General features: G+C 34.9%; 16 protein-coding genes. 8 read left to right on the forward strand and 8 right to left on the reverse strand.

The annotated features are described in order from the left end of the window. Nucleotides 1-108 precede the first annotated feature (108 nt). The 6 genes from ACIEHO_RS08830 to ACIEHO_RS08855 all read left to right on the forward strand — a co-directional run bounded on the left by ACIEHO_RS08830 (nucleotide 109) and on the right by ACIEHO_RS08855 (nucleotide 4,479). A complete protein-coding gene (locus ACIEHO_RS08830) occupies nucleotides 109-1,074 on the forward strand; it encodes a KpsF/GutQ family sugar-phosphate isomerase (protein WP_406970772.1) in 966 nt (321 codons plus the stop codon). Further along, nucleotides 1,074-1,907, forward strand: a complete 834-nt coding sequence (gene tatC, locus ACIEHO_RS08835) for a twin-arginine translocase subunit TatC (RefSeq protein WP_406970774.1) — start codon at nucleotides 1,074-1,076, stop codon at nucleotides 1,905-1,907. The genes ACIEHO_RS08830 and tatC overlap by 1 nt, the downstream gene beginning before the upstream one ends. A gap of 60 nt (nucleotides 1,908-1,967) precedes the next feature. Beyond that, nucleotides 1,968-2,708, forward strand: a complete 741-nt coding sequence (gene lptB, locus ACIEHO_RS08840) for an LPS export ABC transporter ATP-binding protein (RefSeq protein ID WP_406970776.1) — start codon at nucleotides 1,968-1,970, stop codon at nucleotides 2,706-2,708. A 247-nt stretch (nucleotides 2,709-2,955) separates the two neighbouring features. Then, entirely contained in the window at nucleotides 2,956-3,816 is an 861-nt protein-coding gene (locus tag ACIEHO_RS08845; RefSeq protein ID WP_406970778.1) for an SPFH domain-containing protein, read from the forward strand. A gap of 1 nt (nucleotide 3,817) precedes the next feature. Further along, nucleotides 3,818-4,309 (forward strand): hypothetical protein, encoded by a 492-nt coding sequence (locus tag ACIEHO_RS08850; protein WP_406970780.1) that lies wholly within the window; start codon nucleotides 3,818-3,820, stop codon nucleotides 4,307-4,309. Between the two features lie 2 nt (nucleotides 4,310-4,311). Continuing rightward, nucleotides 4,312-4,479: an Arc family DNA-binding protein gene (locus ACIEHO_RS08855; RefSeq protein ID WP_406970782.1), complete on the forward strand. Its 168-nt coding sequence runs from the start codon at nucleotides 4,312-4,314 to the stop codon at nucleotides 4,477-4,479. Between the two features lie 9 nt (nucleotides 4,480-4,488). Here ACIEHO_RS08855 and ACIEHO_RS08860 read toward each other — a convergent pair whose 3' ends face one another. Together ACIEHO_RS08860 and ACIEHO_RS08865 are read right to left on the reverse strand one after the other, a co-directional pair. Continuing rightward, nucleotides 4,489-5,301 (reverse strand): TerC family protein, encoded by an 813-nt coding sequence (locus ACIEHO_RS08860; RefSeq protein WP_406970784.1) that lies wholly within the window; start codon nucleotides 5,299-5,301, stop codon nucleotides 4,489-4,491. Nucleotides 5,302-5,310: 9 nt separating this feature from the next. Then, nucleotides 5,311-6,063 carry a CDP-alcohol phosphatidyltransferase family protein gene (locus tag ACIEHO_RS08865; RefSeq protein ID WP_406970786.1) on the reverse strand — a complete coding sequence of 251 codons (753 nt, stop codon included), beginning with the start codon at nucleotides 6,061-6,063 and terminating at the stop codon, nucleotides 5,311-5,313. Nucleotides 6,064-6,189: 126 nt separating this feature from the next. Between ACIEHO_RS08865 and ACIEHO_RS08870 the strand changes: the two genes are divergently transcribed. Together ACIEHO_RS08870 and ACIEHO_RS08875 are read left to right on the forward strand one after the other, a co-directional pair. Then, on the forward strand, nucleotides 6,190-7,260 hold the full coding sequence (locus ACIEHO_RS08870) for a putative type IX sorting system protein PorV2 (RefSeq protein WP_406970788.1): 1,071 nt from the start codon (nucleotides 6,190-6,192) through the stop codon (nucleotides 7,258-7,260). Nucleotides 7,261-7,344: 84 nt separating this feature from the next. Continuing rightward, entirely contained in the window at nucleotides 7,345-8,520 is a 1,176-nt protein-coding gene (locus ACIEHO_RS08875; RefSeq protein WP_406970790.1) for a lipoprotein N-acyltransferase Lnb domain-containing protein, read from the forward strand. A gap of 15 nt (nucleotides 8,521-8,535) precedes the next feature. Here the strand turns inward: ACIEHO_RS08875 and ACIEHO_RS08880 are convergent, their stop codons facing one another. The 6 genes from ACIEHO_RS08880 to ACIEHO_RS08905 all read right to left on the reverse strand — a co-directional run bounded on the left by ACIEHO_RS08880 (nucleotide 8,536) and on the right by ACIEHO_RS08905 (nucleotide 16,123). Continuing rightward, a complete protein-coding gene (locus tag ACIEHO_RS08880; protein WP_406970792.1) occupies nucleotides 8,536-9,927 on the reverse strand; it encodes a sugar transferase in 1,392 nt (463 codons plus the stop codon). 95 nt (nucleotides 9,928-10,022) lie between these two features. After that, nucleotides 10,023-11,393: an O-antigen ligase family protein gene (locus ACIEHO_RS08885; protein ID WP_406970794.1), complete on the reverse strand. Its 1,371-nt coding sequence runs from the start codon at nucleotides 11,391-11,393 to the stop codon at nucleotides 10,023-10,025. Next, on the reverse strand, nucleotides 11,390-12,466 hold the full coding sequence (locus tag ACIEHO_RS08890; RefSeq protein WP_406970796.1) for a glycosyltransferase: 1,077 nt from the start codon (nucleotides 12,464-12,466) through the stop codon (nucleotides 11,390-11,392). The genes ACIEHO_RS08885 and ACIEHO_RS08890 overlap by 4 nt, the downstream gene beginning before the upstream one ends. Continuing rightward, nucleotides 12,463-13,584, reverse strand: a complete 1,122-nt coding sequence (locus tag ACIEHO_RS08895; protein ID WP_406970798.1) for a glycosyltransferase family 4 protein — start codon at nucleotides 13,582-13,584, stop codon at nucleotides 12,463-12,465. Before ACIEHO_RS08895 ends, ACIEHO_RS08890 begins: the two co-directional genes overlap by 4 nt. Next, the gene (locus ACIEHO_RS08900; RefSeq protein WP_406970800.1) at nucleotides 13,581-14,576 is read right to left on the reverse strand and encodes a glycosyltransferase family 2 protein; all 996 of its coding nucleotides are present in this window, start codon (nucleotides 14,574-14,576) and stop codon (nucleotides 13,581-13,583) included. The genes ACIEHO_RS08895 and ACIEHO_RS08900 overlap by 4 nt, the downstream gene beginning before the upstream one ends. Then, complete coding sequence (locus ACIEHO_RS08905; protein ID WP_406970802.1) at nucleotides 14,576-16,123, reverse strand: glycosyltransferase family 2 protein; 1,548 nt, start codon at nucleotides 16,121-16,123, stop codon at nucleotides 14,576-14,578. The genes ACIEHO_RS08900 and ACIEHO_RS08905 overlap by 1 nt, the downstream gene beginning before the upstream one ends. Between the last annotated feature and the right edge of the window lie 2 nt (nucleotides 16,124-16,125).

Raw genomic sequence — 16,125 nt, forward strand, 5'->3', positions numbered from 1 at the left:
ATTTTTTTCGTTAGTTTTGTAACGAAAATCCAAATTACAACAATTTTCAATTTTGATTATCACTAAAGATAATAAAATCTTTAAACATCAACTTAAAAATAACAAAATTTGAAAGACAAAAATTCTATTCTGAGCCTTGCAAAACAAACTATTGATATGGAAAGCAAGGCCATTTTAAATTTGTCAGGTTTAATAACGAACGACTTTGCCGAAGCCGTGGAGCTAATTTATAACGGAAACGGGCGTGTTATTATTACAGGAATAGGCAAAAGTGCCATTATTGGAAACAAAATAGTGGCCACCCTTAACTCTACGGGCACACCGGCTATTTTTATGCATGCCGCAGATGCCATTCATGGCGATTTGGGCTTAATCTTAAAAGATGATATAGTGATTTGCCTTTCTAAAAGTGGAAACACCCCAGAGATTAAGGTCGTGGTGCCATTGATAAAAAGGGTCAACAATAAACTTATCGCCATTACCGGAAATAAAGATTCATTTTTGGGGCAACATGCAGATTTTATTCTAAACACTTATGTAGAAAAAGAAGCCTGCCCAAACAATTTAGCACCAACCACCAGCACAACAGCCCAACTTGTAATGGGAGATGCTTTGGCTATTTGTTTACTGGAATTACGTGGTTTTTCAAGTAATGATTTTGCAAAATACCATCCTGGAGGAGCTTTGGGTAAAAAATTATATTTAAGGGTTAGAGATATTTCTTCAGCTAACCAAAAACCAAAAGTTGAAGTTGGTACAAGTATAAAAGATATTATTGTTGAAATTACCGAAAAAATGCTTGGTGTTACCGCTGTGGTTGAAAATGATAAAATCATTGGAATCATTACCGATGGTGACTTACGCCGAATGCTTACCAAGGTTGATGATTTTTCTAATCTCACTGCCAAAGATATTATGAGCTACAACCCAAAACGCATTACGGGTACGTCTATGGCTATTGATGCGATAGAACTTATGGAAGCTCACGAAATCTCGCAGTTGCTGGTTGAAGAAGATGGCAAATATGCTGGTGTGGTACACTTGCACGACCTAATAAAGGAAGGAATAATATAATGGCTAAAAAGGATATTAATGAGATGTCTTTTTTAGACCATCTTGAGGATTTACGGTGGCACTTAATTCGGATATGTTTGGCTGTTGTCATAGTGGCTACTTTGGCTTTTATTTTTAGCCGATTTATTTTTGACCAAATCGTATTCGCTCCATTAAAAATGAGCTTTCCCACGTACCATTTTTTATGTAATGCTGCGAATTTTATAGGATTGGACACCACTTTTTGTGCGGAAAAAATGCCTATGATTATTCAAAACCGTACTATGGCCGGACAATTTTCGGCAGATATTTGGACAGCAATTTTAGGAGGTTTCATCATATCTTTCCCTTATGTTATTTATCAACTTTGGAAATTCATAAGCCCTGGGTTACACGAAAATGAGCGTAAACATTCGCGCGGTTTTATTATTATTTCGTCAATACTGTTTTTTATTGGTGTGCTTTTCGGTTATTATATTGTTACGCCTTTATCCTTAAACTTTTTGGCCAATTACAGTATTTCTGATGTGGTTGACAATCAAATCGATATTAGTTCCTATATCGCCTTGGTTCGCTCTTCAGCTTTAGCCTCAGGCTTGATTTTTGAATTACCAATAATCATTTATTTTTTAACTAAAATAGGATTGGTAACACCGCAGATTTTAAGGAAATATAGAAAATATGCTTTGGTGATTGTATTGATTCTTTCGGCTATAATCACCCCGCCAGATATTGCCAGTCAGGTTATTGTGGCCATTCCTATTTTAGTACTTTATCAAGTGAGTATTTATATTTCTAAAATTGTTGTTAGAAACCAAAAACGCAAAGAAAAACATCAGCAAACCGTAAAATAAAACTTGTGCTTTAATAGTTGAATATGATTTTACTATTTTTAGCGTTTAGTAAATAAGAATATGATTTTAGAGGCCAAAAATTTAATGAAGTCCTACAGTGGGCGAAAAGTAGTAAAAGATGTTTCCCTTAAAGTTGAACAGGGTGAAATAGTTGGACTTTTGGGCCCAAATGGCGCAGGGAAAACCACATCCTTTTACATGATTGTTGGATTGATAAAACCCAACGGTGGCCATATTTTCTTAGATAATACCGAAATTACAAAATACCCGATGTACAAACGTGCTCAAAATGGTATTGGCTATTTGGCACAAGAAGCCTCTGTGTTTAGAAAATTAAGTATTGAGGACAACATTTTAAGCGTACTACAGCTTACCAAACTCAGTAAGAAAGAACAACACCATAAAATGGAATCGTTGATTGAAGAGTTTGGCTTGGGGCACATACGTAAAAACCGTGGTGATTTGCTATCGGGTGGTGAGCGTCGCCGAACTGAAATTGCGCGAGCTTTGGCTACCGACCCCAGCTTCATTCTTCTAGATGAGCCATTCGCAGGGGTCGACCCCGTTGCTGTTGAAGATATTCAGCGTATTGTGGCGCAACTCACCAAAAAAAATATTGGTATTTTAATTACCGACCATAACGTGCAAGAAACATTGGCCATTACTGATAGAACCTATCTCATGTTTGAAGGCAGTATTCTTAAAGCCGGTGAACCAGAAGAACTGGCCAACGATGAAATGGTACGTAAAGTTTACCTCGGACAAAATTTTGAACTTCGAAAAAAGAAGATTCGGGATTAAAGCCTTACTACACTTATTTAAAGGTCTCATTATTTGAATTTAAGGTCGTTCCTGCGAAGACAGGAATCCCACAGCCTTTATTTTGGTCTCCCTAAGTACAAGTAGACCAGTCTGCCCTATTTATTTAATAAAAACCTATGTCTTTGCTAAAATAATTAGAAAGATTATGAATTCTTCTTTGATTCATATTAAATTTTATTATATCTTTATGATATCAAATCAACATCATTTTAAATTATACAGAATCATGAAAGCAGAAAAAATAATCACACCGGCTAATGGCTACCTAATGCTATTAATTTTCTTTGTAATGCTAATAGGAGGTATTGTAGCAATCAATATTACAGAAAACTTTTTCTTTATTATAGTAATATTACTAGCCGTAACTATTGCTTTTGGCTTTATAATGGTTCAACCAAATAATTCCAGAGTATTATTACTTTTTGGAAAATATGTAGGCTCTATAAAAGAAAGTGGGTTTTACTGGGTTAATCCATTTTATTCTAAAAAGAAAATTTCACTTAGGGCTAGAAATTTTGACAGTGAACGCTTAAAGGTTAACGATAAGCTTGGCAACCCAATCATGATAAGTACCATATTAGTTTGGCGTGTTAAAGACACTTTCAAAGCTGCTTTTGATGTTGACAATTATGAAAACTTTGTTCGTGTACAAACAGATGCCGCTGTTCGTAAACTGGCAAGCATGTATCCGTATGATAATTTTGCCGATGAAGGGCATGATGAAGACATTACGCTGCGATCGAGTGTTAATGAAGTTAGCGAAGCACTTGAAAAAGAAATACACGAACGCTTATCTATTGCTGGTATTGAAGTGTTAGAAGCAAGAATAGGTTATTTGGCTTATGCGCAGGAAATCGCAAATGCTATGTTAAAACGCCAACAGGCCACTGCCATTGTTGCTGCAAGACATAAAATTGTAGAAGGTGCCGTAAGCATGGTTGAAATGGCACTGGATGAATTAGGAAAAAAAGATATAGTTGATTTGGATGAAGAGCGAAAAGCTGCTATGGTTAGTAACTTAATGGTTATATTATGTGGAGATAAAGACGCGTCTCCCGTATTAAACACTGGAACTTTAAACCAATAAAATGAGAATTTTTAAAGAAGAACAAAGGTTTACCCAAAAATGGTTAATTATATTATTAAGCATCAGTGCTGTTGTACCCTTAGTAATCATTAGCAAAATCTATTTTGAAGGACAAATGAATTTAGCGCAATTTACTGGTACAACAGCGTTGGTTTTAGCATCAATCGGATTGATTTTTATATTTAAATTAGAAACTAGGATAGATGAAATAGGTGTACATTATCAATTTTTTCCATTTCATTTAAAAATGAAAACTATATTTTGGAAAGATGTTAAATTTGCAAAAACAAGAACTTACAATGCTATATCCGAATATGGAGGCTGGGGCCTAAAAGGCGGTTGGCCCTTCAACAAAAAAAAAGGCATAGCAATAAATGTTAAAGGAAATATTGGCATACAACTTACTCTTAAAAACGATAAAAAAATATTAATTGGCACACAAAAAAAGTATGATGCCGATAATGTTATTGCCAGGTATTTGCATAAAATATAATTATGGCGAAGAAAAAAGCTTTTGCATTACGTGTTAATGAGGATATGCTCAAAGCAATTGAAAAATGGGCTGCAGACGAATTTCGAAGCACCAATGGCCAAATTGAATGGATGCTTAACGAAAGTCTTAAAAAGGCCAAACGTGGCCCAAAAAAAGATGCCTCAGAATAATTAAACAACTTAACTATTCTTAGCCTCCTGCTCTTTCAATAATTTCTTCTGATAACGCCCTTGAACAATATCGGTAATCACCAAAATGGCAATTACGAAATAAAACGTGGTTTTGCTCATTGACTCAACCGGATTTCCAAAAAGCTCTAAATGAGCCAAGTGCCCGCCTTCAGTAACTAACATTATTCCTACTATAAAAAGAATAAATAAACCAAGGACTTCATACATTCTGTTTTTAGTCAAAAATACAGAAATTCTATCTGCTAAAACCAGCATTAGCAAACCACTAATTACAATGGCAATGGCCATTACAATAAATGCCGTTGTTGAATTTTCAATCTCATTAGTGAGACCGATAGCCGCCAAAATAGAATCGAAAGAAAACACTAAATTCATTAAAACAATACTAACAATAACTGCGTTAGATGATTTTTTTCCTTTGGTTTTATCTTCACCTTCCACATCATAACTCATATCATGAATAGCTATCATATGCCAAATTTCCTTGATGGCCGTGTAAATTATAAAGCCTCCTCCTGCTAAAACAATTAAACTATGTCCGTTAAAAGCAAAATGTGTAACACCTTCTATTTTACCCGTAAGAAAAGAAAAAGGCTCCTTAAAATAGCCGATAAGGGATACCAAAACAAACAATAATACTATTCTCAATGCAATAGCAATTAATATACCTACTTTCCTAACTCTTTTTTGGTCATTTTGAGGTGCTTTTTTTGACTCCAATGAAATGTATAATAAATTATCAAAACCTAAAACCGCTTGAAGCAACACAAGCATTAATAGGGTGAAAATGATTCCTAGCATTTGTTAAAATTATTTGGAAGTTAAATTGTCTAAAACAGACATTACAATATAAAGTAAGATAATAATAGGTATGGATGCAAATTGTAAAACAATAAGCAAAACGATGCATAAAATGATAAAAATATAGCGTGTTGCGTTATTCTTAAAACTGAAATCTTTAAATTTTAATGCGAACAGTTTAATGTTTGAATTTAATAAATAGCAACTCAAGATTGTTAAACCAATTAAAAACCATTTATTTAAAATAATATGGTTAATGGCATCGCTATTTTGAAACTCGATAATTAACGGTAATGAAATAATCAACAACGCATTGGCGGGTGTGGGCAGGCCTTTAAAATAAGTTTGTTGCTCTTCGTCTATATTAAATTTTGCCAAACGATAGGCCGAAGCCAAGGTGATGGCCAAACCAAAAAAAGCAGTAATTGATACACTGTAGGTAACCCCATAAAAGTCGGTACCCCAACCTTCCGAAAAGCTAAATGATTCTCCAGAACCAATAGACAACCCTAATAATTTAAACATAATAATTCCGGGAACGACTCCGCTGGTAACAACATCAGCTAAAGAATCTAATTGTAACCCTAATTCGCTTTGCACATTCAATTTTCGTGCAGCAAAACCATCAAAAAAGTCAAAAAATACACCAATAAACACGAATAATGCAGCAGCCACAAAATGGTTGTTCACTGCTAAAATCACCGCAATACAGCCAGATAACAAGTTTAAAAGTGTAAGTGCATTGGGTACGTATTTTTTCATACAACTTAGTTTAGTTTGTAAAAATAGCAAACAATTTTCGTCTAAAGCAAGTAATAAACAATATCTATGGCAATTTCAAGTTTATAGGTTTGTAAATTATGTGCATATTTGTAAAAAAAATTGGGATTGAAACCATACTTAACCACATTATTCTGCTTACTATCTGTCACATTGTTTAGTCAAACCGTAAGAAAATATTCTAACGAGTTTATGAACATTGGCGTTGATGCCGCTGCATTGGGCATGAGTAGCGCTGTAACATCGCATACTTCAGATGTTAATTCTGGCTATTGGAATCCAGCTGGCCTATTAAAACTTGAAGATAACCAACTGGCGCTCATGCATTCCAGTTATTTCGCCAATATTGCCAATTATGATTATGCAGCATTCGCCATGCCATTGGATAGCCAAAGCGCGGTTGGCATATCATTAATTCGTTTTGCTGTTGATGACATTTTAAACACCACCCAACTTATAGATGAACAAGGCAATATTAATTATGATAGAATCAGTTTATTTTCTACGGCCGATTATGGATTAACATTTTCGTACGCTCGTTCTATGCCCGTACAGGGTTTGAATTATGGTGTGAATGCCAAAGTGATTCGGAGGATTATTGGTGATTTTGCCTCTTCATGGGGATTTGGGTTGGATTTCGGGATGCAATTTGAAACCGATAACAATTGGAAATTTGGTGTTATGGCCAGAGATATCACTACTACTTTTAATGCTTGGGCCATTGATGAAGATGAATTTGAAACTATCAAGGATGCTGTTGAAGGTCAAAACCAAGAATTACCCGAAACTACTGAAATTACCATCCCAAAATTGCAGATTGGTATTTCAAAACTAATTGATTTCAACTATGATTATACCTTACTCACTTCATTGAACTTAAACGTTCGCTTTGAAGAAAACAATGATATTATTTCCACGTCTGTAGCAAGTATAAACCCTGCTTTAGGTTTTGAGTTTGGTTATATCGACATGGTATATTTACGTGCAGGTATGGGGAATTTTCAAAATGAAACCCAGTTTGACAATTCTGAACAGTTAAGCTTCCAGCCCAGTTTTGGTTTGGGCTTTAAATATAACGGTATTCAGGTCGATTATGCTTTTACTGATATTGGTGACCAAAGCGTTGCTTTATATTCAAATGTGTTTTCGTTAAAACTCGATTTTAGTATCTTTAGATGAGTCCATAATGGGCATTGAACAAACCAGACTCACTGCTGCCCAAAGTAAATAATACAACTGAATGATTGATCAAAAAAACAATACATGAAAAAAACATTACTTTTTTTATTATTAGTTTTTCTTTCTTTTTCCGCTTTTGCACAACAAAATCAATTATCTGAAAGTGCTCAAATCAGTGTGCTAACGGTTGGCCCCGGGGCTTCTTTAAACGATTCCTTTGGACATAGTGCGTTTAGGATAAAGGACAAAAAAAAGGGTATTGACGCCGTTTATGGCTATGGCGAATATGATTTTGAAGCGCCTAACTTTTATTTAAAATTTGCTCAAGGAAAACTGCACTACTTAATAAGTAAAACCAATTTTAATCGATTCTTTCAAGTTTATGTTTACTTCAACAGGTCCATAAAAGAACAGGTTTTAAACCTTTCGGGGGAAGAAAAACAACGGTTGTATGATTATCTAATCAATAACTACAAACCCGAAAACAGAAAATATCTGTATGATTTCTTTTTTGATAACTGCGCTACCAAAATCAAGGATGTGGTTAAAGTAGCTTTGAATGATTCCATTACATTTTATCCGCCTAAAGATTATAAAGAAGCCTCTTTTAGAACATTAATCCAAAATAATTTAAACAGAAATTCGTGGGGAAGTCTAGGTATTGATATAGCCCTAGGCTCTGTAATCGATAGAACGGCTACAGCCGAGCAGCATATGTTTTTACCGGAAAACATTTATACTTTTTTTGAAAATGCTGCCATAAAAAACAACAACCAACCTTTGGTAAAGCAAAGTAGAGTGATTTACGCTAAAAAAGAAATTCCGCAAACAAGTTCATTTTTTACTAGTCCGTTGTTTATTTTAAGCATTGTATCACTATTCATAATTTTTATAACCTATAAAGATTACAAAAGCCAAACAAGATACAAGTGGCTGGACATAGCCCTTTTCAGTATCACTGGGCTCATCGGAATTTTTATTTTACTGCTATGGTTTGCAACAGATCATTTAGGAACACATCAAAACTATAATTTACTTTGGGCCTTTGCACTTAACATTTTAGTACTAGGCCAGTTGTATAAGAAAAAAGTAAGCCCATGGTTTAAAAAGTACCTTAAGCTTCTAATCATTCTACTTTGCCTTTTAACTTTACATTGGATAATTGGTGTTCAGGTTTTTGCCATAGGATTAATTCCGTTATTGATTGCACTATTTTTACGATACATATTCCTTGTAAAGCACTTTAATAATATTGGTTAACAATACTCAAGAGTACTATTGGCCTCTAAAGAAAATAATGGTACTCAATGTTTTTATTAAAACATTGGCGTCAAGAAAAAAGCCTCTATGTTTAATATAATACAAATCGTATTGAAGTTTTAATAAACTATCGTCAACCGATGAGCCATAACGTGTTTTTACCTGCGCCCATCCGGTAAGGCCGGGTTTTACCATATGCCGTGTTTCGTAAAAAGGCAGCATTCGAGACAATTCTTTTACAAAAAATGGTCGTTCGGGCCTTGGGCCAATCAAACTCATTTCCCCTTTAAGGATATTTATAAATTGTGGAATTTCGTCTATCCGGGAATGCCTCAAAAATTTACCAAAAGGTGTAATCCTAGCATCTCCCTTTGTTGCCCAAACAGCACCCGATTGTTCCGCATCTATGATCATAGTACGGAATTTAATAATTTTAAAAATGTTTCCATTTTTCCCAACGCGTTCTTGAGTGTATAACAATGGGCCTCTATTAGCCAAAAGGTTTCCTAATAAAACTATCGGTAAAAATATTATTCCGGCAATAATTCCTAAAACTGAAACCATCACATCAAAAAGACGATGAAAAAACAAATACAATTTATTTTGGTTGTTTCTACTAAACGGAAAATATTTATAAAAATCTTTGCCTACAAACTGCACTGGAACACGCTGGGTTAAATCTTCATAAACCTGTGTGTATTCATTAATGGGAAAACCTTCTTCAAGTAATTTTATAAGCGTATAATAAATTTCGGGAGTTATGTTTTCCGTGCTATAGCTTGCTACCACAATCTCTGATAAATTTTCTTTTTCAATAACTTCACGAATCTGTTTTGGACTATATTCGGGAACCGAATTAAATTTTATGTTCACTCCTGTTTTGGCTTCGCAATTAACAAAACCCACTATTTTATAATTGGGGTCTGAAGTCTTAAATGTTTCATAGATTGATTCAATATTGGATGTTTCGCCAATTATCAATACCCTTTTATAAAATCTTGGAGAAACAACAAATGAAATGTATGCCCACCGCCATAAGAACAACGCTACTAAAATTGAAAAATAAAAGAATAGTATCTGCAACCGATTATCAGGCAGTACAGGTGTAAAAAACGGAGTTAAAAAGTAAAAAAGTACAGTGGTAGATACCGTAAACACAATACTTGTGGCAACCTTTTCAATTTTACTGGACTTTTGCAAATCATACAATTCGAAAATGGTTCCAAAAAGCGATACATATAAAATAAGAACGAATATCCACCTCCAATTTTCCTTGGATACGGTGAAATAATCAAAATGAAAAGTGTTGCTTACAGCATATAGTACTGCGAGTATCGAAATAATATCGAAAAACCGTAAAAGAATTTTACGTTCAGATATATTAAAATGTATACCAGTACTGGACATATTATAGCGCTAACTTGAGACATGTAAATATAGTAAGTAAATTTTATTAAGCTAGAGCAAATTAAATCATTCACACATAAAGCCTTTTCATAAATTCACCTTTCTGGTACTCGTAAATTACTTTTACCTTTAGAAGGTTTGCCCTTAGTTTTATATTGTATGTTCAACAAACACAAACCATAAACAAAAGCTGGAGCCGCAATACGCATGGCTGAATGGTTAATAGTAAGCAACCAAAAAATATAAAAAGAATAAAAAAACAAGTTTGATTTATCGCTTATCCTATGCATCAAAGGCACTAAAAGTAAAATTGAAAATGCCATGATGCCCAACAAACCATGTTCGGCAACAATCCGGCTCATTTCATTGTGCGAAGCTGCTTCAACACCTGTTTCACTCAATCGTACTTCCTTAACCTTACCAACCCCAATTCCCAAAAAAGGATTCTCCATAAACTCCCCAAACTCAAAAGCGAGCAAATCGACTCTCCCGGTGGTGATGTCTTCTTTCTCCCTTCCAGCGGCATCTTGATTGGCATAGCGTTTATCTAAAAACCCGCTGGTTTGAATGGAACTCACTATCCATATAAGTCCAACTATAAACAAAAAAATCAAGGCAGAAAGTTTAATTTTTAACTTAGTCTTAAAATTAACCTTTAAGTAATACAAACCTAAAAAAAACAAAATCATAACTACTGCAGTTATAACGCCTCCCCTACTGAATGTAACAAGGGCTCTAAAGCCGAATATTCCCAATAAAAATAAGTCAAAAAGCCTGTGAACATATAATTCTTTTGATATGAAAAACTTCGCTGCGGCAATAAATATTCCTATTCCTAAAACAGTGGCCACCTGATTGGGACCAAAGCCTCCAGAAGCCGCAAAATTGGAATTTGTTCCCGTAACAACCTCTTGCAAATTGGGCGTATATAAAAACAAATAAACCGTCATGCTAACCAAGGGTAATAAAAAAGCTGCTAAAATCAATTTTAACTGATTGAATCGTATGGTGCGTTTATAACAATAAACAGCCGCTATTCCCAAACAAACAGGACCACTTAAATTAAAAGCCACCGCTCTTCTTATGTCCGATTCAAACCCCAACGAACTAACCGCTACATATATGCCTGGTATCAATAGCAATATATACACCACATATATAAGTGCTTTATTTGAAAATCCGTTACTGAGCAACCCCAAACCAATAAACCCAATAACCAAATATTTACTGGCTTCATAAAAAACAGTACCACCATTCATCCTTAAAAACACCTCACTCCCTACCACATAGGCACAAGCCAGCAAAACATAAAATGATTTATATGCCTTGGAGGCCATTAAAATTTTATACCCAAAAAAAGCAGTACTCAACAAAAAAAAGCCCAATGCCAATGGTCTATACAAAAACACCCCTAATCCCAACAAAACATGAAAGATGAGTAATTTATAATAGATAGATAACTTCATGAATCATATTTTTTATAAATGCACATTAACTTATCAATCATACTAGCCTCAGAAAAATCATGAGTAACTTTTCTTTTTAAATTTTGTCCCATGAATTCCCTTAAATCTTTGTTTTCAATTAAACGAACTAAAGCTGCTGCCAACAAATCTTCACGCTCTGGTTCAATCAATATACCATCATCTGCGGTTGATATAACCTTTTTGCAATCCCCTACATTGGTAACAACAACTGGCAAACCCGCTAAGCCATATTCCAATAAAGCCAAAGGTAAGCCTTCAGATTTTGATGCCAATACCCCAATATCAGATTGCTTTAAAACATGTAAAGTATCAGAACAGCTGCCATATAAAAAAACACAATGGGCTAAATTATTTTCACTTATAAACCTTTTAACAGCATTAGAATAGGCATCTTCAAAATCCTGTCCAACCAAATGTAAAGTCCATGTATCATATTTTTCTACCAACAATTTAAACCCATTCAACAAATTGATATGATCTTTTTGAGGTCTTAAATTAGCCAAACAAACCATACGTTTGCCAGGCTCGCCTTGCAACTTTGTAACAGGCTTTGCTTCATTTAACTGTGCGAAATTCGGCAAATAACTTACTGTATTTACTTTAAGATGTTCTTTTGCCCAATGTTTTAATTTAGTATTAACGCAAATAACATGATTGAAAAACAAAGCGGAACATTTTAAAATCCATTTTGGCCTTTTACTTAAATAGTCACTGTTTCCATAATGATCATGCCAAATTAAAATCAGTTTAGGGTTTAATAGCTTCATCATAGTTCCTAAAAAATAAGAGGTGCTATGGGCATGAACCAAGGTTATTCTATGTTTTTTGATGTAGCTATTCAGTTTAAAAACAGCTTTTAAATCTAATGTGGATGTTTTATCTAAAAACAAATAACCGACACCATTTAAAAGATTGCCTTTCAATAACCCTTCTTTTCTTGTCGCGCACAAAAAAGAACCGTCGGTACAATTTACCAAGGCGTTTGCATAATTTACAGCTACCCGTTCTGTCCCTCCTAATTCCAAAGAGTCTATGAGCTGTATAACTTTCATGAATGTTGTAGCAATTTAGAAATCTCGGTTTCAAAAACATCTAAGGTATAGTGTTGCGACCACTTACTTGCTGCTTCAGACATTTTCTGTAAAGTAGCCTCATCATCCAAATGCGTATTTATAGTATGTATAGCATGGTCTAATTCAGCGGTTATTAAAATACCTCTTTTACCGTAATCTAACATATCTGGCACACAAGATATTGGAGCCGCAATTGGAATGGCACCAAAAAACATGGCTTCAGCAATAGCTTTTGGCCAGCCTTCCGATTTTGAAGGCAATATTAAAAAATGGGCTGTTTTTAAAACGGCTTTTATAAGTACTTTTTGCTGATTGCCATGCCATTTCACGATGCTTTCTAGATGCTTATCTATAATGTATTGTTCTAAATCATTTTTTAAAATGCCATCACCATAGATATCTAACCTAACTTTTCTACCTTGTTTGCTTAATGCTTCAACCACTTTAACGGCAAACAGGGGCCGTTTACCTGCTACCAAACTCCCTATAAAAACGAAGTGTAAAACAGCATGGTAATGCCGTTTTATCGGTACTTGCTTTTCTTCATCCTTAAAAGTGGCCGTAAAAAAAGGTTTGATATTTTTGCTTTGGTTTTCCCAATGTCCATAAACCAAAACTTGCATGTTTTTGGTTAAAAAGGTATGGCTTAGCAACCATTTTTGAAACCTATAACTCAAAGGCTGTTTTGCTTTGGGATCCCAATTGCCAGCATATTTTGCTGTTTTTGTCTTATGTGGAAAAAAAATTTGAACCAAACACCCTAAGAGTCCAATATTACCTGGGCATCTCAAATGGATATGATCGGCCCTTAAGCAAGCTTTGAATATTTTTATACTGATTTTTGGAATAAGCAACATAGAAAATATGGCACGTTTAAAACTAACGAAAGCAATCTCTGGAATTCTTGTGAACTTAATAGCACCGTGTTGGTATGCCATATCAATATGGGTCGGCTGTTCTTTGTCGCATGGCGCTACAATCTCAACCTCATCCACATATTTTAACCACGCATTCATTTCCCTAACATAAGGCGCATAGGCAAACCATTGGCTATCATGCCGCTTGTGTATCACATGTGTTAGGATTAAAAATTTCATCTCTCTACTTTAGGCGGATTAAAGATAATGGAAAACCAGCCAACCATACGCCCCAAACTTTCGGTTAGGGCCTCTTTTTTTTTGGAAGTTGTTAAAACATTTAGTGCTCTTATTACAGTTAACAACAAGGCTGTTAAATGCCATTTAGAATACGCTTTAAATGATACATTTTCATATTTAACACGCCACACATACCAGCCGTTCCTAACTACCATTTTACCATATTTAAATTGGTTTGGTCTTCCAGCCCCCTCATGGTAATGGGATAATCTGGCACTGGTATTAACATACAAAGCACCTAATTTGGCTAATCGCAAAGAAAAATCGGCATCCTCATACAATCCATAACCTTCAAAATAAGTTGAAAACGACAAGGTATCAAACACCTCTTTTTTATAACTGGACACCCCGCCCATAAGTTGTTCTACTTGATACGTCTTACCAGATGGCGGTAAAAAGCTAATAGCCCTTCCATGGGAAAATGTGGGCATAAAACCGGGTGGTGCATCGGGCAGCAAACCAATTTTGCGTCTTAGTTTAAAACGGTAAGGTTCTTGTCGCATCCAGCCATCATAATAAAATTTTGATGAATTTTCCGTATTGTCTGATGGTTCCCATTTAACTTCATTTGTAATATAACCACCTACGGCTAAAGCATTAGGTTTGTCTGAATATGTTTTTATTAAATTTTCAAAATACTTAAAATCTAAAACAATGTCATCATCCAAAAAACAAATAATCTCGGAAGTTTCGGAAATTTGTTGCACTCCATAATTTCGCTGTTTGGTAAGCCCTCTTAGTGTTTTATCGACTTTAAAATATTTTAAACTTCTAAATGGGTTTTCATTTAAAATAACCTTGGTGTCATTATTACTAGAACCATCAACAATTAGTATCTCATTCGGGTACAAGGTCTGCGCCTCCACCGATTCCAACAAGTTAAGCAATGGTTGGGAGCGCATATACGTACATACAATCAACGAAAACCGCATTAGGAATTATTGTTTTTTAATTGGTTAGCATATTTCAAACTTTGACTCCATTGTTTTCTTAATGTCTTATAATATTTAAAGGGATTTTTAATGGATTGGTTTTTATAGTATTTTAAAAATAATAGCGTTTTATACCCCCATTGCTGCTCTTTTGTTTTATGCAATAATTGGTATAACATAATGGTTGGTGATGGTTTTGGCTGAACCGCTTCCTCTTGCCATAATAATTTGGGTTTGGTTCTAAAGCCGCCCATTGGCGCTTTTAGATGTAATATGGAGGGTTCTGGAACATATATAACATCAATACCCTTATTGCGAAGCTGCATTCCGAAATCGGAATCTTCTCCAAACCCATACTCGTAGGCTTCCGAAAAAGAACATCCATTTAAAGCTTTTCTTTGTACCACACTACAACCAGAACCAAAAGCGTCCCATTGTCTCAACTTATTAAACTCTTTCGGTTCCCCTTTTAAATAACAACGAAAAGTAAATGCCTTATAAGGCAACTGATTAACAGTGCGGTGGAGTTTATATAAAAAATCCTTTTCAATAACAATATCATCATCCGCTAAAAACACCCACTCACTTTTAACCTGTTGTAAAGCCTTGTTTCTTGCTTGGCAAGCCCCTGTTTTATGGGTAAACATATGTGATATTTTAAAAGGCCAAGATTCCGATGTTAGATAATCCAATTCTGAGCGACTACCCTCTATCGGATTTTGCTCTACAATAATGACGTTTTGGGGAAGGTAGGTTTGATTCCGCAAATCACACAGCACATCATATAAGTATGTTTTCCTTCCTATGGTTGGAATGATGACGTCTATGTTTGCTTTTGCCATGATGTCTTTTGTAGACTGAACCGCTATGGACTCCAGGTTTATAGCGGCCTTCGTTCGTTTCTTAAAACAAAGTCCGTATAAAAAAGGAAATAGCGCCACCCTTTTTTCATATAACAAAAGGTTTAATGCCAACAAAAAGAGCCATCGGGTTTTATAATGCTGTTTGACGAACTTGAAAAGCGTCCATATATTTGTTTTGCTTTCACTAGGCTTAATAGGATCTCCACGCAACAAGCGAGGTTCAGAGTAACAAAACAATCCTAAAGGCATGGCCAGCTTTGCAACGGAGTTAAGATAATAATCAAAGTCGGAATCTAATGGGATACTATCGTTTATTTCCAATAAAACAGACCCATGAATAACACCAACCGCACTACTCATTTGCCAAGTGGGATAGGATACTTTTTTATTGACATTTATAAAAACAGACGCATCCACATAGCCCAAACGCTTATCCATAAAATGATTCTGATAGGGATGATAGGAGAGCATTAATTTATGATGATGATATACCGTTTCAATCGCCTTGACATCAAAGTGATCTTTGTAATCCAGATGACACCATACTATTTTTTCATTTGGAAATCGGTTGGCCAAATGGTGCAAGCCCTTAGCAAGCGTCAAATTTTTATCAAAATCAATGTTCTGATGCCCCGTAGCTACTAGGTCTTCAATCTTATTATGATTATGATAAAGTACAACCAAAG

This window comes from Flavisericum labens (assembly GCF_045446075.1).
Lineage (GTDB): Bacteria > Bacteroidota > Bacteroidia > Flavobacteriales > Flavobacteriaceae > Flavisericum > Flavisericum labens.